The 18495-nt window shown below is 44.3% G+C and carries 14 protein-coding genes; 5 read left to right on the top strand and 9 right to left on the bottom strand.

Translation table 11 applies throughout. The annotated features are described in order from the left end of the window. Positions 1-25: 25 nt before the first annotated feature. From metE to U1F02_RS12400, 3 genes are all read left to right on the top strand, one after another. Positions 26-2491, top strand: a complete 2466-nt coding sequence (metE, locus tag U1F02_RS12410; protein ID WP_409990719.1) for a 5-methyltetrahydropteroyltriglutamate--homocysteine S-methyltransferase — start codon at positions 26-28, stop codon at positions 2489-2491. A gap of 89 nt (positions 2492-2580) precedes the next feature. Further along, entirely contained in the window at positions 2581-3432 is an 852-nt protein-coding gene (locus tag U1F02_RS12405) for a 6-carboxytetrahydropterin synthase (protein WP_409990825.1), read from the top strand. Positions 3433-3457: 25 nt separating this feature from the next. Continuing rightward, positions 3458-4687, top strand: a complete 1230-nt coding sequence (locus tag U1F02_RS12400) for a CvpA family protein (RefSeq protein ID WP_409990718.1) — start codon at positions 3458-3460, stop codon at positions 4685-4687. Positions 4688-4734: 47 nt separating this feature from the next. On the opposite strand, the gene U1F02_RS12395 is transcribed toward U1F02_RS12400, so the two are convergent. The 9 genes from U1F02_RS12395 to U1F02_RS12355 form a co-directional block, all read right to left on the bottom strand. Further along, positions 4735-5181, bottom strand: a complete 447-nt coding sequence (locus U1F02_RS12395) for a cysteine peptidase family C39 domain-containing protein (protein WP_409990717.1) — start codon at positions 5179-5181, stop codon at positions 4735-4737. Beyond that, on the bottom strand, positions 5181-6440 hold the full coding sequence (locus tag U1F02_RS12390; RefSeq protein WP_409990716.1) for a glycosyltransferase: 1260 nt from the start codon (positions 6438-6440) through the stop codon (positions 5181-5183). Before U1F02_RS12390 ends, U1F02_RS12395 begins: the two co-directional genes overlap by 1 nt. Positions 6441-7713: 1273 nt before the next feature. Beyond that, positions 7714-8247, bottom strand: coding sequence for a signal peptidase II (locus U1F02_RS12385; RefSeq protein ID WP_409990715.1), 534 nt, complete (start codon positions 8245-8247; stop codon positions 7714-7716). Between the two features lie 202 nt (positions 8248-8449). Continuing rightward, positions 8450-8722 (bottom strand): hypothetical protein, encoded by a 273-nt coding sequence (locus tag U1F02_RS12380; RefSeq protein WP_409990714.1) that lies wholly within the window; start codon positions 8720-8722, stop codon positions 8450-8452. Between the two features lie 250 nt (positions 8723-8972). Continuing rightward, the gene (locus U1F02_RS12375) at positions 8973-11165 is read right to left on the bottom strand and encodes a peptidase domain-containing ABC transporter (RefSeq protein ID WP_409990713.1); all 2193 of its coding nucleotides are present in this window, start codon (positions 11163-11165) and stop codon (positions 8973-8975) included. After that, positions 11165-12421 (bottom strand): HlyD family secretion protein, encoded by a 1257-nt coding sequence (locus U1F02_RS12370; protein ID WP_409990712.1) that lies wholly within the window; start codon positions 12419-12421, stop codon positions 11165-11167. Before U1F02_RS12370 ends, U1F02_RS12375 begins: the two co-directional genes overlap by 1 nt. 277 nt (positions 12422-12698) lie before the next feature. Then, positions 12699-13622 carry an LpxL/LpxP family Kdo(2)-lipid IV(A) lauroyl/palmitoleoyl acyltransferase gene (gene lpxL, locus U1F02_RS12365; protein WP_409990711.1) on the bottom strand — a complete coding sequence of 308 codons (924 nt, stop codon included), beginning with the start codon at positions 13620-13622 and terminating at the stop codon, positions 12699-12701. A 178-nt stretch (positions 13623-13800) separates the two neighbouring features. Then, positions 13801-15186 (bottom strand): Do family serine endopeptidase, encoded by a 1386-nt coding sequence (locus U1F02_RS12360; protein ID WP_409990710.1) that lies wholly within the window; start codon positions 15184-15186, stop codon positions 13801-13803. Positions 15187-15386: 200 nt separating this feature from the next. Then, on the bottom strand, positions 15387-16421 hold the full coding sequence (locus U1F02_RS12355; RefSeq protein ID WP_409990709.1) for an OmpA family protein: 1035 nt from the start codon (positions 16419-16421) through the stop codon (positions 15387-15389). A 243-nt stretch (positions 16422-16664) separates the two neighbouring features. Here U1F02_RS12355 and pyrC point away from each other — a divergent pair, with 243 nt between their 5' ends. Together pyrC and rnt are read left to right on the top strand one after the other, a co-directional pair. Further along, positions 16665-17714 carry a dihydroorotase gene (gene pyrC / locus U1F02_RS12350; RefSeq protein ID WP_409990708.1) on the top strand — a complete coding sequence of 350 codons (1050 nt, stop codon included), beginning with the start codon at positions 16665-16667 and terminating at the stop codon, positions 17712-17714. A gap of 49 nt (positions 17715-17763) precedes the next feature. Further along, positions 17764-18438 carry a ribonuclease T gene (rnt, locus tag U1F02_RS12345; protein WP_409990707.1) on the top strand — a complete coding sequence of 225 codons (675 nt, stop codon included), beginning with the start codon at positions 17764-17766 and terminating at the stop codon, positions 18436-18438. Positions 18439-18495: the final 57 nt, after the last annotated feature.

The raw sequence follows: 18495 nt of genomic DNA, 5'->3' as shown, positions 1-18495 counted from the left end.
ATTCATGTTAATGCAAGATTGAATAATGACTTCACATTCAATGAAACCGACAAAAGGTATTTCCATGACTCAATCTGTAACCACTCATAGCCTAGGATTTCCCCGTATAGGCGCTGACCGCGAACTTAAAAAAGCCCAAGAAGCTTACTGGCGCGGCGATATTAGCCAAGCAGAACTCGAGGCAATTGGGCGAGAACTGCGCTTAAAACACTGGAAGCTTCAAGCGGACGCCGGGATCGATCTCATCCCCACCGGCGATTTTGCTTGGTACGATCAAGTGCTTACTTTGTCTGCAACTCTGGGAAACATTCCGCTTCGCCATCGCAAAAGCCACATAGTGGCTAAAGCAGATCACGCAATTCACGAAGGCTGCTGCGCCGCACATTCTTCACACGCACAAAGCGTGAGCAGCGCTTGCACCGACATAGATTTGGACACGCTCTTTCGCGTTGCGCGCGGGCGCGCACCGAGCGGCGCGGCAAGCAGTGCATCCGATATGACTAAATGGTTCGATACCAACTACCACTATCTGGTGCCGGAGTTTCACCCGAATCAAGAATTTAAACTTAGCTGGACGCAAATAATCGACGAAACCAAAGAAGCTATTGCGGCAGGTTACACCGTTAAGCCGGTAATAATAGGACCGCTCACTTATCTTTGGTTGGGCAAAGAAAAATCGGAGATTTTTGATCGCTTTGATTTGCTGGATAATTTACTGCCCGCCTACCAACAATTATTGCAAGCCTTGGCGGCGACAGGCGCGCAGTGGGTACAAATTGACGAACCCATTTTAGTGTTGGATTTGCCCGCAAAATGGCAGCAAGCCTTTGAGCGCGTGTACCACACACTTAAACACCCCGCGTTGAAAATTTTGGTAGCGACTTATTTTGGTTCGCTGGGCGAAAATCTTTCTACCGCGCTGAATTTGCCAGTAGCGGGTTTGCACATAGATGCAGTGCGCGCACCAGAGCAAGTGTTAACTGTTGTTGATCGTTTGTCCGCACACAAAGTGTTGTCGATTGGTGCGGTGGATGGCCGCAATATTTGGCGCAATGACTTGCAAAAATCCTTAAATCTTTTGCACACCGCGCATTCGCGTTTGGGTAATCGTCTGTGGGTTGCACCTTCATGTTCGTTGCTGCATTCACCAGTGGATTTAGATCGCGAAACAAAATTGGATGCCGACATTAAAAGCTGGCTCGCCTTTGCAAAACAAAAAGTGCAAGAAGTCGTCACACTTAAAACTTTATTGGTTGAAACGCAAAACCGCGATGCATTGGTGCAACTACAGCTAAGTAACGCTGCAGTTTTAGCAAGATCATCTTCGCCAAAAATTCACAACCAAAAAGTGCAAGCGCGCTTGGCTGCGGTTAAACCAGAAGATGCACAACGCGATTCTGCTTTCTCGAGGCGAATCGAAAAACAGCAAGCCGTTTTAAAACTGCCGCTATTCCCAACTACTACCATAGGCTCATTCCCGCAAACCGATTTTATTCGTCAAATCCGCAAGGAATTTAAAAAAGGCGAGATAAACGCTACAGAATACGAACAAAAAATTCGCGCAGAAATTGTAGACTGTATCGCGCGCCAGGAACGCATTGGAATAGATGTATTGGTTCATGGCGAAGCGGAACGGAACGACATGGTGGAATATTTTGGCGAACAATTGGATGGCTACGCATTCACCCAGTACGGTTGGGTGCAAAGTTACGGCTCTCGTTGTGTAAAACCGCCCATTATTTACGGCGATGTTTCGCGCCCATTTCCTATCACAGTTGCGTGGGCGAAGTACGCGCAATCGCTCAGTGATAAACCTGTGAAAGGCATGTTGACCGGCCCGATTACCATGTTGTTCTGGTCATTCGTACGCGACGATCAACCGCGTGCAACTACCGCATTGCAAATTGCACTAGCGCTACGCGACGAAGTCGTCGATTTAGAACGTGCTGGCATAAAAGTTATTCAAATTGACGAACCTGCGATACGCGAAGGTTTACCACTGCGTATTAAAGACCGCGCAAGCTATTTAGAATGGGCAGTGTTTGCGTTTCGCGTTTGCGCCAGCGGAGTGAAAGATGAAACTCAAATTCACACGCACATGTGTTATTCCGAGTTTAACGACATCATAAAAGCTATCGCCGATTTGGATGCCGATGTAATCACCATAGAAACTTCGCGTTCCGATGGTGATTTGTTGCAAGCATTCGAAAACTTCAACTACCCGAACGACATTGGCCCCGGTGTTTACGACATCCACTCGCCGAATGTACCGGAAGTAGAAAGCATGGCGAATTTGTTGAAACGCGCAGCGCGAAAAATTCCGGCAGAACGTTTATGGGTAAACCCGGATTGTGGTTTGAAAACGCGGCGCTGGCCGGAAACGGAGGCCGCGCTGGAGCGCATGGTGCAGGCCGCTAAAATATTGCGATCACATTACCAAGGCAGCACCACTCCATCGAAACAGGCCGTAGCAGAACTTCTGGAGGCCTAATTCTCACAGCCAAGGACGGCTGGACACGGCAAAAAAATCGCATCAATGCTATTATGGGCACCCATTTCATTGCCCATGTCTTAGTCATCATGCTTCTTTTTGTCGATAACCTCACTAACGTAGATTTCAGCTTTCTGGACGCCAAGCGCGGCCTTCTTGGTGAAACCTATCTCGCCAATATCGCCTTACATGGCGATTTGGATGAACAAGGTATGGTGTGCGATTTCGGCACCGTGAAAAAAATCGTGCGCAATTGGCTGGATACCGAGTTGGATCACCGTTTGGCTGTACCTGTGCGTTCGCCAAATATCCTCATTAAAGATGAAGGCGATTTTCTGGATATTCGCTGGCAATTCGGCGCAGACAAACAATTTCTACATACACGCTCTCCGCGCGATGCTATTGCATTAGTGGATGCAGAAAGCCTTACACCCGAATCCATTGCGCAATGGTGTATCGCCCAGTTAAAAAGTTTATTTCCCGATAGCGTGGCTACATTAGAACTGAGTTTTACTCACGAACCTATTGAAGGCGCAAGCTACCATTACAGCCACGGTTTGAAAAAACATTTAGGCAATTGCCAACGCATTGCGCATGGCCACAGGTCTCGCATTGATATTTGGGAAAACGGCGTTAAGTCGCCCGAGCTTGAGCAACAATGGGCAAAGCGCTGGTGCGATATTTATATAGGAACGCGTGAAGATGTTGTGGGCACACAGGTGCATGATGGCAAGGCCTACTACCACTTCGCCTACGTTTCACAGCAAGGCCCTTTTGAGCTGACTATTCCGCAGGACTCTTGTTATTTGATCGATACAGATAGCACCGTTGAATTGATCGCCCAACATTTTGCGCAAGCGACAAAAGCAGAACGGCCCAACTCACGCATTCGCGTAAAAGCATTTGAGGGCATTAATAAAGGCGCGATTGCGGACGTGTAAATAGTAATAATAAAACGGAGACTTTATGAGTTTAACGACCGGCGTGTTTTTGGCCATAGTGGCATTTTTTACCTGGCGCGGTTATCAAAAAGGATTCTTGGGTTCCATTACAAAGCTGTTGAGTTTTGTCATCGCCTACCCCGCTGCAATTTTTCTCACCAAACCCTTTGCGAATCTATTGCGTGGCTTTACCAACTTAGACGGCCTAATGCTTTTTCTCGTGGCAGGCTGCAGCATTTTTTTGATCGCAAGCTTAGTCGTTACCTTAGTGCTAGGCGGCATCGCCAAACTCGTTCCCCACAATGAATTCACAGAAACCGGTTCCAAAATTGGTGGAACTGTTTTTGGGGTTCTGGTCGGAAGTCTCTTTGGTTTGATTGCGGTTTATCTCATAGGAATCGCAAAGCCACAAACATCACCCGTAGCCGATACAGCAAAAAAACCACCCGTAAAACACATGACGGCTGCTGAAGCAGAGAGTATTCAGAAATATGTTGTTTCAGAAGATGCTTCGGCACCCTCACCGCAAGATTCATTTATTGATCTTACAGCGAAAAAATTGGTGAGCACCGCCGCATCAACCGCTGTTGGCGTAATAACCTCTGATGATGCGAGCAAACAACTCACCAAAACCATAACGCAAGACCCGCAAGCCACGCTGGGCCATGTGCAAAATATGGTGAACGATGGTGAATTTAAACAGCTGCTAAACAACCCGGAGTTTCGACAAGAACTCAGCAAAGGCAATGCGCAAGCCTTGCTGCAAAATAAAGATTTCCAAGAACTCATGCAAAACCCCGATATGCGCGCGATTATTGCGAGCGAGAATAAAGACGCAGCTTCAGAACAAGCCGCCGCAGAAAAAATGATTCAAGCCTGGCAAAAAGTAGAGACACTTAGAAATGATCCGCGTGTGCTAAATATCGTCAACGACCCTGCCTTTCAAGCGCAGCTAAACTCGCCCAATAAACTTCCGCTGCTCATGAACCCAAGTATGCGTGAGCTTACGGAAATTATTTTTAGCGGTGAATCGAATCCAGCACCTGCAACGCAAAAAGTAAAAACACCAGAGCCCAGTTCGGCAAAAATTACACGTTACGAAGTTGAAGATATTACGAATGGCGTGAAGCAGACCAACGAACCGCAGAAAGGAAATGATGACACGGAAGCAGACAAAGTTCCCGAACAGAAACTTTATCGCTGGACAGATGCGGATGGGAAAGTCCACTACTCAGACAAACCCATCAAAAACTAATACAAAAACGATATTAGTAAAGCGGTGACTCACCCTCGGGGCGAGTTTTAAAGCGTGGTTGCAAAACATATCTCCAATGCAACATCGCTATAGTGCTGTTCGAACTCATCTTTTTTATAGCGTGATTTTTTATCAACAGGGTTTAGTACGGTAAATATACCGCCGTCAACTCTATTTAGCACAACAAACTGATTCATATCCCAGTGCAAGATACAAGGAAATTTTAAGTTCTGAACTTCATCTATGGGGCAATGAAGTGGTCTTGTTATAAAACCATACTGATGAAAAATATCGACTATCGCTTTTAAGCTCATTCCGCACGAGAACTGCGGGTACTTTTTCTGTAACCCTTCCATAGATTCCTTGAAGTTATGAGCCTTCAAAATAATTGCGACGCAAGCCAACCCATCTTCGCCTGGCTTGACTTGGCAAACCGATGAAACGTGGTCGATTTTATTGGTTGCTTTTCTAAATAAACTTGCCATTAGCGACATTATACCAACTCCACTTCCTTTATTTTTTGTTCGATGAGATTGCAAGCCTTTTGAATGGCGGTACTGCGTTTTACGTCAGCACTATATGCTGCCAACTTTTTGTTAAAAGGCGTATAGTCAATAAGACTTTTTACTATTGGGGCGACCGTTTCAGCGGTAAATAGACTAGGGAAAATCGAGTAGCCCAATGATAGCTTTTCTATTCTTAGGCCGTTATCAGGCTGGTCATATAATAAAGGTCGAATAATTTGCGGAATTCCTGCTTTGATTGCCTGAGCTAAAGTGCCTATGCCGCCGTGATGAACAATCAGAAGACACTTGGGTAAAGCGTAATCGAAGTCAACGTATTCAATTGACGTACAGAGAGGCGAACCATTTAATACGTGTCGACTTGACACTCCTCCGACAAATAGCCCCGGGAGGTTTAAGGCTTCGCAAATTGCTCTGCCTTGCTTAAAAAAATCTGTAGCCTCCGTTATGCCTGAGCCCGCCGCAAAAATAATGGGGTTGCCATATTCAGAAATGATATTGTCAAATTGCATTCGAGCACGCGAATCAACTGAGTCGAATAAAGGAAAGCCTATTAACTTTAAATCATCCGGCCAATCCTTTTCTCTCATTCCAAACCACTCTGGAAAAAAACATAGCTGTAAAATGGGGTTATTTGTTGAATTATAAGAAAGTGGTACACCTAATCGCTTTCTCGTTTCAATATATTCTAGTGCGGCACTTCCACCATAAAATTTATTGAATGATTCTTTATGAATCCGTTTTAATAGATGTCGTTTAAGAAACTTTGGGTACCAATTAGGGTATCGCCAACAAAATGGTGCTGGCGGGTTAATATATGAGAGAATAGCGTTAGGAGAGATAGTAAAATAAACCAGTGGGATACCAAACTTTTTAGCAGCTACCGCAGCCCCATTATTGGATGTATGAGAAACAACTATTAAATTACTGTTGTTGGCATACGTGCGAGTCACATATGTAAACGCGGGCTCAAAACTAGGTGCATGGTAGTATTGAAAATTATCCATATTATCTGAGTTGGGCAACCACGCTTCTGGATTATTACCTTTCAAATACTGTTCAACTGTACCTGTAGAAACAAAATGAACACCTTGCTCCTCTACTGCCTGCTTGAAGTACTCATTTGACAGAAAAGTTACATCAAAGCAGCGCCGCACAAGCTCAGCTGCAACGCCAATCAATGGGTGAACATCGCCCTTAGTCCCTAGTGCGTAAAATATAATTCCCATCCCTTGCCTCACACTACTTACCCCACCTCATACTTTTTTGTTGAACCATTCTAACCTTTCATCACACTTAGTTTATTTAGAATCAGGCAAAACTGAAACCACCTCTGAATACCGCCGACATTCTCTGTTTTTGATTTTCGAATTAAGACTTTCTTAAAATATGAAAGTGCATAAAACGCAATAAGAAAAAAAGGAACATAGTTAGAAAAATACACAAGATAATCATAAAATGTATATACACTAAAATAGAGCCCATCAGACGAATACCCGATATAGTTAGTGAAATACCAATTTACCCTGCACCAAATGCTATTCCTAAGTTTGCCGCCATAAGACAAAAAAATTAGATATTAGAATAAAACTTCGCATCTCCTTTTTTAAAAATAAAATTAATTATAAAAATTAACTCAATAAGAAAAATTACGAAATAATATACGCTTGCAGAAAACCCAGCGCCGCTAAACTCATAAGTAAATGCGGGAAACTTATAATCTCGAGCCACTTAAAAGGTAAAATACGCATCCAGCAGTTTATAAACCCCAACGCCTTCAACATAATGAAACGCTACCTAACGCCGATACCCAAAAGCATTAGCAGCACTATCAAATAGAAAAAAAAGTTATAGACATCTTTATTCATTAGCTAATTTTCGTATTAGCGCCACGCTTAAAAAACTTATCGTAAAGTAGCTTTATAAAAAATATAGCCAACAACAAAAATGGAACGTACAGCCCCAAATAAAAAATGAAATCACACAAGGTGTATACATTAAAATATATTCCATCAGTAGAAACACCGATGTAATTGGTAACATACCCGTTTAACCAGTGCTCAATACTATTACCAACTATGGCTACCAAAACGCAATAAAAATAAAAAATTATAATATATTTAACATCCATATTTTTTATAAAATAATTTACCAACAGGATTGGCAAAAGGTATTGAATAATAGAAAGCTGTATTCGGATATCAAACCCACCAAGAATAAAGTTATAAACCGAAGACATCGATTTAAAATCACGCGCCACTTGAAGTATAAAATACAAATTATGAATTTTATAGACACCAATTCCATTAATATAATGGAATATCGTTCTCGCAATAAAATCGATAAGCATTAAAATAATTATAGAACAATATATTTTTTTATAGAATATGATCCGCACAATATATTCCCCAGCCGCCGAGTCAAAAGACATAAGAATCAACCCATGCTTTTTTAAAACTATCGCAGAATTCCGAATCACCCAAAACCCAGCAGCAACCCAATTCAATTTTTAAGCATACGATGCTGCAAATATTTATGCCTCAAAAAGAATGACAAGTGTGCAACGAGCACAAATGTAAATACATACTCTTTAGATCCTAGCAATATGTCGCTAATATTTATTAACACGCCGTCCTTTCCAGAATAGGAAAACCCAATATAGTCGGTAACATATCCGTGAAATAGGAGCTCACTCACATTACCAAAGGCACCAACTAAATCAACCAATACATAACAAACCAGAGGATCTCTAATGAATTTTTTTTTAATCAAGAACAACACTAATATAAGCTCAATAGCTAATCGTGCGATAAAATAATCAATGTAATATCTCTGTCCACCAACATCAAACTCGAATGTATTCGGCATAGCAATGCTTTCGTGACGAACTTGAGTTAAAAATAAGTGGTCTTCAATCAATACAGTGTATATGTCAGGAAACAATGGAAAGCAGTGAATAGAAATAATTCTGAATATGTAGTCGACTAAAAGAAGTCCGACAATTATACTAACCGAATACAGAAGCACTTTATTCATGAAACTACCGACTATAAAAACCAATTTCTCTCAACAAGTTTAGCTGAAACCTATTTCCACAGCCTACGGAACTCAACTAATTAACTCGCAATACATTTAAATAATACAACCTACAAAAACTTTAACTGATTTTTAATTTTTATATGGCTTATTGCTATTTGGGGAATCGCACAAAGGCGAACGCTTTGTGCGATTCCTTTCATTACCTACAAATCATTTCAGAGCCACCATTTGAGAAGTGCTTATAATTACAACCATATCTTGCAGCGGCTTCCGCCGCTTCTTTAGCCGCCCACTCTGCGTAGGCTTTAGCAAGCGCCTCAGCTATCGCTTGCGCCGCTCGAGCAGCCTCTTCCGCCATTGCTTTTGCTGCCGCGGCCGCTTCACGAGCAGCCGCGGCAGCCGCATCAATCGCATCCCCGACTGTACCGCCGCCACTTACACACTCGATTTCTTGTATACTTAATTCACGCATATTTATTTCCTTTTTGATATTAATGTTTGACTAACACATTATTAATATTGCGCCCGATAGTCCTTTATGCAGTCGCAAAGATTATTAAAATTTCCATGCCGAATTTCACGACCTAGAAACGCACCTTCCTTGAAAACTTAACATTGTCGTAAGATTGTCACAGTCATATTGCGATACGCCAACCTGTACAATTTCAACTTTATTTAATTCACGCATTTTATCTCCTTAATTGCACATTTATATTAACTTGCTAACCACCATGACAAGCAAGATTAATCTGCCTTCCTGCAGATTTAACCGTTTCTGGTCTATGGGCAACAATCACCCGAGTAATATCGAGCTGCTTAATGTTTTCATTAACCAGTGTTTCGTTATTAACATCGAGATGGCTTGTAGCTTCATCCATGAAGAGGATACGGGGCTTTCTGTAAAGTGCGCGCGCTAAAATTACGCGCTGTTTTTGGCCGCCACTTAAGCTGGTACCCATATCGCCTACCAAAGTATTGTAATTCATGGGCATATTATTAATTTCTTGATGTATACATGCCATGTGGGCACACTCTTGAACGCGATTTAAATTTATATTTGGCGCGAAGCAACCGATATTCTCTGCTATGTCGCCACTCAACAACTGATCTTCTTGCATAACTGCTGCAATTTGGCTGCGATAATAGGATATTTTTTTTAAGGGCTTATCATCTACAAAAATTTCCCCTTCTGTTGGTTCCATCAGCCCCATAAGGCATTTCAATAACGTCGTTTTACCGCAGCCGCTTGCTCCTGTTATTGCAACTGTTTCACCCGGATGTATTACAAAATTTACATTTTTAAAAACGTAAGCCTCATTTTCGCCATAGCGATAAGCGAGATTTTTAACCTCGATCTTTCCCACTATTTTTTTACGAGTTGCCATTTCTTGTAAATTTATAACCTCAATCGATTCATCAGCGTTTTGGAGGCATGTCACCTCATTGAGGTTTCTAACAGTATGCGAGTCAATGTCTTCTGGCTGCGTAAAAGCTATATCTGCAAGGCGATTTAAATAGAGCCCGAGCATTTTGAATTCAATCCATTGCGCAATTAAGCTATCCATTGAGTTAATAAAACGGCTCTTATAGCTCATGAACGCATAGAGCATCCCAAGTGATATAACGTTGTCCATAACCGCTGTAGCCGCAAAATAGACAACAAGAATATTTTCTGCACCAAATAGCAATCCATTTAGTACGCTATAACCAATCCCCCAGCGGGCAATGTGAATGTTTTTATTCATTGCGTTTGCTAGAAGATTCTGCCACTGATGCTGCCTGTCATTCTCTTTTTGAAATAGCTTTATGGTTTGAATAGCGCGAACAGACTCCATAAAATGCGAACTTTCTTTAGCACTGGCAACTATGCTTTCTTCTGTGCGCAGTCTAAAAGGGCGATACAGCAACCAACGCAACAACCCATACATAGCAACAACGAAAATAACTATTAGCGCCAAACGCGCATCGTAATAAAACATAGCGGCGAGAGTAATAAGCGCCAAGAGACCGTCTACAACTGTTGCGATTAAACCAGTCGTCAATAGACTTCGTACATTTCCCAGTGCGCCGAATCTAGAAACAATATCGCCCATATGGCGTTTAGAAAAATAATCCATAGGCAAACGTATGAGATGACGGAATAGATTAGCCGACATTTGCATACCCAGCCGATTGGATAAATGCAAAATAACAAACTCACGCAACGCGGTAGTTCCTATTTGAATTAGCGTGAGTAAACCAAAACCTAGAGCTAGAACTATAAGTAAATTAGTGTCTTGCCGTGGCAGCACATCATCCACAATAGTCTGCATATAGAAAGGAGATGCCAGTGCAAAAATTTGAAGCAGCAATGAAAGTAAAACAACTTGTGCGAGACTGCGCTTCAGCCCAACAATACTGGACCAAAAATGACCCAGCTTAAGCTTTTCCTTGGCCTCGCCTTTCTCAAACTCTTGCGTAGGAGTTAACTCTAAAACGATGCCTGTGAACTCTTTATTAAAAGATGATGCGTCCATAGTGCGCTCGCCAAGCGCTGGATCATGCACGGTGTAGCTGTTTTTTCGAATGGATTTCAAAACAACGAAATGATTCAGGCTCCAATGCAAAATGCACGGCAACTGCACATGAACTAGCTCTTCAACGTCAACGCGCAAAGCTCTCGGTGCCAAGTGCAAGCGTGTAGCTATATCCATAATGCTCTTAAGGTTCACACCATGGCTGGAAACCGAAAACTTTCGACGCAAGCTTGTCATGTCCGTTTCAAATCCGTGATAACCGGAAATCATCGCCAAACAAACCAGACCACATTCGGCCACCTCCGTTTGAATTATTATTGGTAAACGTCGGCGATATGTGAAATTTAATAAATTCTCAGGGCGCTGGTTAAGTTCTTGTATATGGACACGGCTATTCATTAAATACGTCCCTTTAAGCTATAAACGGGCTCCAGCAACCATTGAATCAATGAACGGTCACCTAGACCAATATCAGCGGATAATGTCATTCCAGGTTTTAGCGGAAAATCTTTGCCGTAGGCGCGCACACCAGACGCGCTGAGTAATGCGGTAACGCGATAGACAGGCTCATTAACTTGCAATGGCGTATTTAATAGCTCATTTGGTAGCAACAGGGTTTTAGATACCAGCTCTACACGTCCTTGATAGATGCCGAATTTTTGATACGGAAATGCATCATAACGAATCGCCAAAGGCTGCCCCGCTTCAATAAAACCGATTGACCGCACAGGCACGAGCAAATGAGCGGTCAATTGTTTGCTATCGGGAAACAATTTGAGCAACGGAATATTGTTATTAGCGTAGACTTGCTGGCCTTGACGGGCTTGCAGATTGTTAACAACACCTTCCCTAGGTGCCTTAATAACACGTGAACCGCGACCGCTAAGCTGCTTCACTTGCTGTGCTATGTCGCTCAGGCGCGAGCGCAATTGATCTAGCGCATTAGCGGATTCGCCAGGTAATAATTTTTGCTCCGTTTGTAATTGCGCAATAAGATTAGTTTGTGCGACCTTATTTCGCAAAAGCGCCTGCCTGTCATTTTTCAAAGATAGCTCTTGAGCAACTACTCCATCCAGTTCCGTATTTGCCAAAAAACCTTCTCGCTTTAACCGACGAAATCGCTCTACTTGCGCCACCACCAGAGCATAACGGTTATTTAAAATATCTAACTGCTCATCGATCAAACGCAAATCCTGATACGAAGAAGCAATGCGCTTTTCAACATCTCTAATACGCATTTCAAAATTACTCTGCGTGCGCAGCAATTGCTCGCTCAACATTTTTTGCTGAGAGCTATATTCATCAAGCAACCCCTTATCTAAATCATCGCCCGTTATTAGAGTGTGTTCATCACCTATAATCAGCAATGGTTGATCTTGCTTAACAAACTCTCCCTCTTTTACCAGAATTTTTCGAACGATACCTGTCGATTCAGCATAAATACGAATAATGCCCTCGGGGGGCTCTAACCAACCGACAACTGTTTGTTTACGAGCATAATGGCTGCAGAAGAGCCATATAATGACAATCGAAAACCATAGCAATAAGATTGCCAATATTAGCGAATGAGAAAAACGTGGGAGCATCAGGACATCGCCTTTTAGACCATAATGCTTAGCATCAATAGCCTCTTGGCGAAACAGGTTTTTTAACATCTTTTTTCCTTGCAAATCCTAAATAACGCTAAAAAGTTTTCAATTCCTTTACACGAACCTTCATGGTTGCGTGATTGATGGCGACCAAATTACCCCCCCCCCTATCTACAATGTCAAATTTATTTGCGAGAAAAGCATCACAATTATTAATTAATAAATTTACCAACGTATGAGTATTTATTTTTAAAAATGCATCTTTATCCGCCACACATTTAAATAGAAAGCGCCAAATGAAAGGCGCAAAACAATACCCAGCCCACAGGCATCATCTTAAAAATTAATAGAGTTTAGACTCACCCTCAGGGCGAGTTTTAAAACGTGGTTGCGCCCAAAAATATTGGCCGGGAATTTTACGAATTTCATCTTCCATGAATTTGCTCACACGCAGTGCATCTTCATATTCATCACCTGTTGGGTAATTTTCAAACGGCGGATGAATCACTAACTCGTAACCTTTCGCATTCGGCAAACGCTTTTGCGTAAAAGGAATTATTTTTGCGCGACCTAAGCGCGCGAACTGCGCGGTGGCGGTAACCGTTGCAGTTTGCACACCAAAAAAGGGAACAAACACACTCACCTTTTCACCAAGATCACGATCAGGTGCGTACCAAATCATACGCCCCTGACGCAAACGGCTAATCATTCCGCGTACATTATCGCGACTAAATGCAGTTCCGCCGGGCGCGTAGGCTTCACGGCGAACCTTCTGCATGTAGTCGTATACTTTGTTGCGATGTGGGCGGTACATACCATCGTAATTGACATACTGCCCCAGCATTGCGCTGCCAATATCCAATGTTGTGAAATGCATGCTCAAGAGCAAGGCGCCCTGCCCATCCTTTAACGCGGCTTCAACGTGCTCAACACCGCTAATGGTGAACAAACGACGCAAACGCCATTTAGGCCAAAACCACGCAATGCCCGTTTCAAATATCGCCATAGCTGTTGAATAAAGCGTTTCGTAAAGCAAGGCTTCACGTTCTTTTTCGCTCAACTCAGGAAAACAAATGCGCAAATTGGTTTGCGCTTGGTTCAAACGTTTTTTATTGCGCTTGAGATAGGGAATTAATAAATGCGGTAAATAAAACTGCACACGATAAGGTAGCTGCGCCAACAAAAACCAAACCACTACACCAAACCAGGCGAGCCAGTAGCGGGGGGCAAGTAAAGCGCGGGTAAACACAGGTGGCTGCATAATCATCAAATCAACTTTTTGGGGTGGCCATTATAGCCTGAGAAAAATTGAATGGTGATCAACCTACTGACAAAAAGGGCTAATGGCAAAAAGGACTAATGACAAAGAAAGGCTAATAACAAAAAAGGCCAGAGTATTTCTCTGGCCTTTTTTAAGATGGCGTCAAATCGAGATTGACGCAAAATTACTTGATGGTTATTGAGCGGAAGATAGGCGTTCCGCCACGTACAAACCGAATTGCCTTCGCGGTATTTTTAGGCATTGAACTTACGATTTTGGAATAGGTGTTTACCGAATCCACATCAATGAAGTCCAGCTGAGTAATCACATCCCCGCGTTGTAAGCCTGCACGTTGTGCCGCGCTGTCTGGCTCGACGCTAAGAATTTGAACACCTTTTTCAGCTCCTTCCGCAGGCGCCACACTTAAACCTAAAGTATCAGTCTTGGTAGGTTTACCATCAGGGATACTTGGCTTTTCGGCTGCGCCAGTTTCGTCTTTCAATTTCTCCAAGGTGCCCGACAAGGTTTCGCGCTTACCTTTACGGATTACATCAAAGGTGACTTTTGTTCCTGGCGCCAATTGACCCACAATGCGGGGCAAATCAGCTTGGCTATGAACATCCTGACCGTTAAAGCGAATAATCAAATCGCCCACCTTAACGCCCGCTTTTTCGGCGGGGCCTTTGGGCGCGACTTCAGACACAATTGCACCTTGAGCTTTATCCAAACCGTAAGCACTGGCCAGATCTTTATCTACGGGGCCAATCACCACGCCCAACCAGCCGCGCTCAACGCGCCCCTTATTCTTCAATTGATTCACAACATCAATCGCAACTGATGAAGGGATGGCAAAGGACAAACCAACAGAGCCACCAGACGGGGTATAAATTTGCGAGTTAATACCCACCACCTCGCCATCCATATTGAACAATGGGCCACCAGAGTTCCCGGGGTTGATCGCTACGTCCGTTTGAATAAATTGCACATAACCACGATCAGATGGAATGTTGCGACCAATCGCACTCACAATACCGGCGCTTGCTGAATAGTCCAAGCCGAAAGGTGAACCAATCGCAACAACCCATTGCCCCACCTTCAACTTTTCATTTTTAGCCAAGTTTAATTGCGGCAAATTTTTAGCATCAATTTTCAAGAGTGCTATGTCGGTGCGATCATCAGTACCAATTAATTTCGCATCGAATTCGCGCTCGTCGTTGAGAATAACCTTAATTTCGTCTGCTTCACTTACCACGTGATTATTTGTTAACACGTAACCATCGCTGGAAATAAAAAAGCCGGACCCAATCGCGCCGTGCTCGCGCTGTGGCATTTGGCGCTGCTCTAATAATTCGCGGAATATTTCGGGAATATCCTGCATTTGATTGTTAGGCATTTGGCGAAGTTGCCGGGTTTGTTTAGCTTTGGTTACAGCGGTGATTTTGACTACAGCGGGCGATGCTTTCTCAATAAGATCGCTAAAATCTGGAAGGGGCGCCGCTTGGACGGATGTCACCACCAAGCTGACAGACAACAAAAACAAACTTGCTGCACGCAACAATAATTTCTTCATATTAACCTCTAGTAAGACGACTCCCACAAGCCGGCAAATTCATTCTGCCAGCCAGAAATACGGAGAATATGACCTAAGTGATTTGAAAAAATTCCGCGACACATGAAAAATTTAGCGCCGCGCGGCGATTATAAAAAAAGGAGTGATAGGGTTCTAGCCTCGGTGAAATTTACAAAAAATATTCAGGAAAAATTCAGATTTCACGGTTTGGGATTTTTTAAGTCATAACCTTCAACCATACGGCTTATTTCTTCAGGAGTCATTCTGGCTTTGCTGGAAGCGCTACTGGCGGCAGCAGTATTTGCATTAGCGGAAGAAGACGTTGCAGCAGCTTTTTCTGCGTTTGCCTTTTCCTCTGCTTTGCGTTTTTCCTCTTCCTTTTTCATAAATTCTTTATGCGCGGTTTCGTCTTCCAAACGAACAGTCACCCTACGGTTTTGCGCGCGCCCCGCCGCTGTTTTGTTATCTGCAATAAAGAATTTATCGCCGTGCCAACGTGTCGTGATTTTAGCCGCCTCCACCCCCTGCTCTGCAAAATAGGCGCTTACCCACTCGGCTTGCTGCTTGGACATTGCCTCGTTGGCTTCTGCTGTGCCTGAGTTGTCGCTATGGCCATCAACAAACACACCAACCACGTTGGGATCGGCTTTCACGTAACGCGCTACTTTTGCCAACTCTGCCTTTTGCGCGGAAGTCAGTCCTTCAGCTTTTTCCGCAAAATTGAGCGAACTCCGCGCAACTTGGTTAAAGGTATAGGGAATTAAATCAGCCACGCATTGCTGGTAAGCCTTGTAGCCCGTTGTAAAATTCTTTGCGTTCACGACCACACGCATAATGCTGGGACTAGATGAACCCGTCGCAACAGGTTGAGATGAATACATCACATTCATACCCGCCGTAAGCTGGGTAATCAAAGGAGCGATCTGGTTGGAAGCAAGCGTGATCGGCCGAGTTCCCTGATCAACCTTAAAAGCGCCAAGAGGCACTGGCACCAAATCATTACGCCAAGGTGGAGGCAAGGTTTCGGCACCGGCGATGCTGCCCGGAAAAACCACCTTACCTTGGGATTCCAAATAAAAGCTCTCAGCAGCGCCCGCCTTGCGCGCGAGCACCGCCTTGCCAAAACTGGGAATGGAATGAGTTAGGCTGCAAAAGAAGGGATTGAACGCAACCTTCCATTCAGAGTTGGTGATATCCGCCCCATACATCTGTGCCTGAGCAAATTGAGCTAGCAATGAGCATGTTAGAGAAAAGGAACATCTTAGAAGAAAGCGAAAAAACCGAGCCTTAGCGCACATTAAAAGAACCCATCACAAAAACCTGCGTCATCCAATCAAGGCTCAAAAGCCCGCGTTAAAACATCTAGTTACGCAAGAGTATAGCCAAGCACTGCGCTCGGCCACAAAACTTGTAGCTGCGCGGGGGGGCTATTTTTGATAGGATGCGGCAAGTTTTTGAATTTGAAGAGAAAGCCGTTCATGTCGCAAATACCCGCCCCGCAAAAAATCACCCTTACCCGCCCAGACGACTGGCACATTCACTTACGCGATGGTGCCGCCCTGAGTAGAACCGTGGGTGATGCGGCTCAGCAATTTGCGCGCGCGATAGTTATGCCAAACCTTGTACCTCCTGTAATGAATACCGAGCAAGCCCTCGCCTATCAGGCGCGAATCAAGGCAGCCCGCCCTGCGGCCAACACGTTCGAACCCTTGATGATTCTCTATCTCACTGACAGCACAGACCCAGCGGAAATCGCAAAAGCCAAAGCTGCAGGCGTGACCGCCGTTAAGCTTTATCCAGCGGGCGCAACAACGAATTCTGCTTCCGGCGTAACTGACCTGGCCAAAGTTTACCCCGTGCTGGAAGCCATGCAAAAAGCCGGTATGCCGTTCTTACTGCACGGCGAAGTGACTGATTCTTCCATCGACATTTTTGACCGCGAAAAAGTATTTTTGGATCGCACCTTCAGCAATCTGGTTAAAAACTTCCCCGAATTGAAGATGGTGTTGGAACACATCACGACAGCAGACTCCGCCGAGTTTGTCGCGGCTGCACCGGCGAATGTTGCGGCCACAATTACGGCGCACCACTTGCTGTACAACCGCAACCACATGCTCGCTGGCGGTATTCGCCCACACTATTACTGCTTGCCAATCCTTAAACGCAACACACACCAAGCCGCGCTTATCAAAGCCGCTACCAGTGGCAGCCCCAAGTTCTTTTTAGGAACCGATTCCGCCCCTCACGCCAAGGATAAGAAAGAAGCAGCCTGTGGTTGTGCGGGCAGCTACACCGCTTACGCGGCAATTGAGTTGTATGCGGAAGCTTTTGAAGATGCAGGCGCGCTAGATAAGCTTGAGGGTTTCGCCAGTCACTTTGGTGCTGACTTCTATGGATTGCCGCGCAATACCGACCAAATCACGCTCGTTAAAACGGAATGGCAAGTTCCGGATAACCTTTCCTTCGCCGATACCACGCTGGTGCCATTAAGAGCTGGCGAGACATTGCGCTGGAAACTTCAGCCCTAAGACGGAACTTGAACCAAGAATACCCAACGCTCGGATATAAGGCGCTCACGTGAATCCACCCGAAAATCAAAAAGATCCTTCTTCGCCCTTGGCGCAACGCTTTCGCGGCTTTTTGCCCGTGATTATCGATGTTGAAACGGGTGGTTTTAACGCGCAAACCGACGCCCTGCTGGAAATTGCCGCTGTCACCATCCGTATCGATGAAGACGGGCTTCTGCACAGACACGAAACCTTTGCATTTCACATCGAACCTTTTGAAGGCGCCAATATTGAAAAAGCCGCACTGGATTTCACCGGCATTGATTTGGACAGCCCCGACCGCATGGCCGAACCGGAACTGATGGCACTTACCGATATGATGCAAGCTGTGCGCCGCGCCGTAAAAGAAAACGGCTGCACGCGCGCCGTTATTGTTGGCCACAACGCGCATTTTGATTTGAATTTTTTAAATGCCGCCGTAGAGCGCTGCGATATTAAACGCAATCCTTTTCATCCTTTTAGCGTGTTCGATACCGCAACGCTTTCAGGCCTCGCCTTCGGTCAAACTGTTTTGGCAAAAGCCTGCCGCTGTGCCGGATTGGAATTCAGCAACAGTGCAGCGCATTCCGCTGCTTATGACGCAGAAAAAACCGCGGATTTGTTTTGCTTTATTGTGAACAAATGGAAAGAGTTTGGCGGCTGGCCGATTGCCGCAGCTTGCGAAGAGGATGAAGAGGCGGAGTAAAACTGCCTCTTCAAGTTTGAAACGTAAATTCAAACTGCAGCTCAATACAAAAATATT

The sequence above is a fragment of the Cellvibrio sp. genome (assembly GCF_046347455.1).
Taxonomy (GTDB): Bacteria; Pseudomonadota; Gammaproteobacteria; order Pseudomonadales; family Cellvibrionaceae; genus Cellvibrio.
The sequence above is the reverse complement of the archived record's forward strand: the minus strand, read 5'-3'. Positions and strand labels throughout refer to the sequence as shown.

Bases quoted from the DNA above. Each gene is read 5' to 3' on its own strand.
- U1F02_RS12380 (WP_409990714.1), bottom strand. From the start codon at position 8,722: ATGCGTGAATTAAGTATACAAGAAATCGAGTGTGTAAGTGGCGGCGGT.
- U1F02_RS12395 (WP_409990717.1), bottom strand. From the start codon at position 5,181: ATGTCGCTAATGGCAAGTTTATTTAGAAAAGCAACCAATAAAATCGAC.
- metE (WP_409990719.1), top strand. From the start codon at position 26: ATGACTTCACATTCAATGAAACCGACAAAAGGTATTTCCATGACTCAA.
- pyrC (WP_409990708.1), top strand. From the start codon at position 16,665: ATGTCGCAAATACCCGCCCCGCAAAAAATCACCCTTACCCGCCCAGAC.
- lpxL (WP_409990711.1), bottom strand. From the start codon at position 13,622: ATGATTATGCAGCCACCTGTGTTTACCCGCGCTTTACTTGCCCCCCGC.
- U1F02_RS12400 (WP_409990718.1), top strand. From the start codon at position 3,458: ATGAGTTTAACGACCGGCGTGTTTTTGGCCATAGTGGCATTTTTTACC.
- U1F02_RS12390 (WP_409990716.1), bottom strand. From the start codon at position 6,440: ATGGGAATTATATTTTACGCACTAGGGACTAAGGGCGATGTTCACCCA.
- U1F02_RS12370 (WP_409990712.1), bottom strand. From the start codon at position 12,421: ATGTTAAAAAACCTGTTTCGCCAAGAGGCTATTGATGCTAAGCATTAT.
- U1F02_RS12375 (WP_409990713.1), bottom strand. From the start codon at position 11,165: ATGAATAGCCGTGTCCATATACAAGAACTTAACCAGCGCCCTGAGAAT.
- U1F02_RS12405 (WP_409990825.1), top strand. From the start codon at position 2,581: ATGCTTCTTTTTGTCGATAACCTCACTAACGTAGATTTCAGCTTTCTG.
- U1F02_RS12360 (WP_409990710.1), bottom strand. From the start codon at position 15,186: ATGAAGAAATTATTGTTGCGTGCAGCAAGTTTGTTTTTGTTGTCTGTC.
- U1F02_RS12385 (WP_409990715.1), bottom strand. From the start codon at position 8,247: ATGAATAAAGTGCTTCTGTATTCGGTTAGTATAATTGTCGGACTTCTT.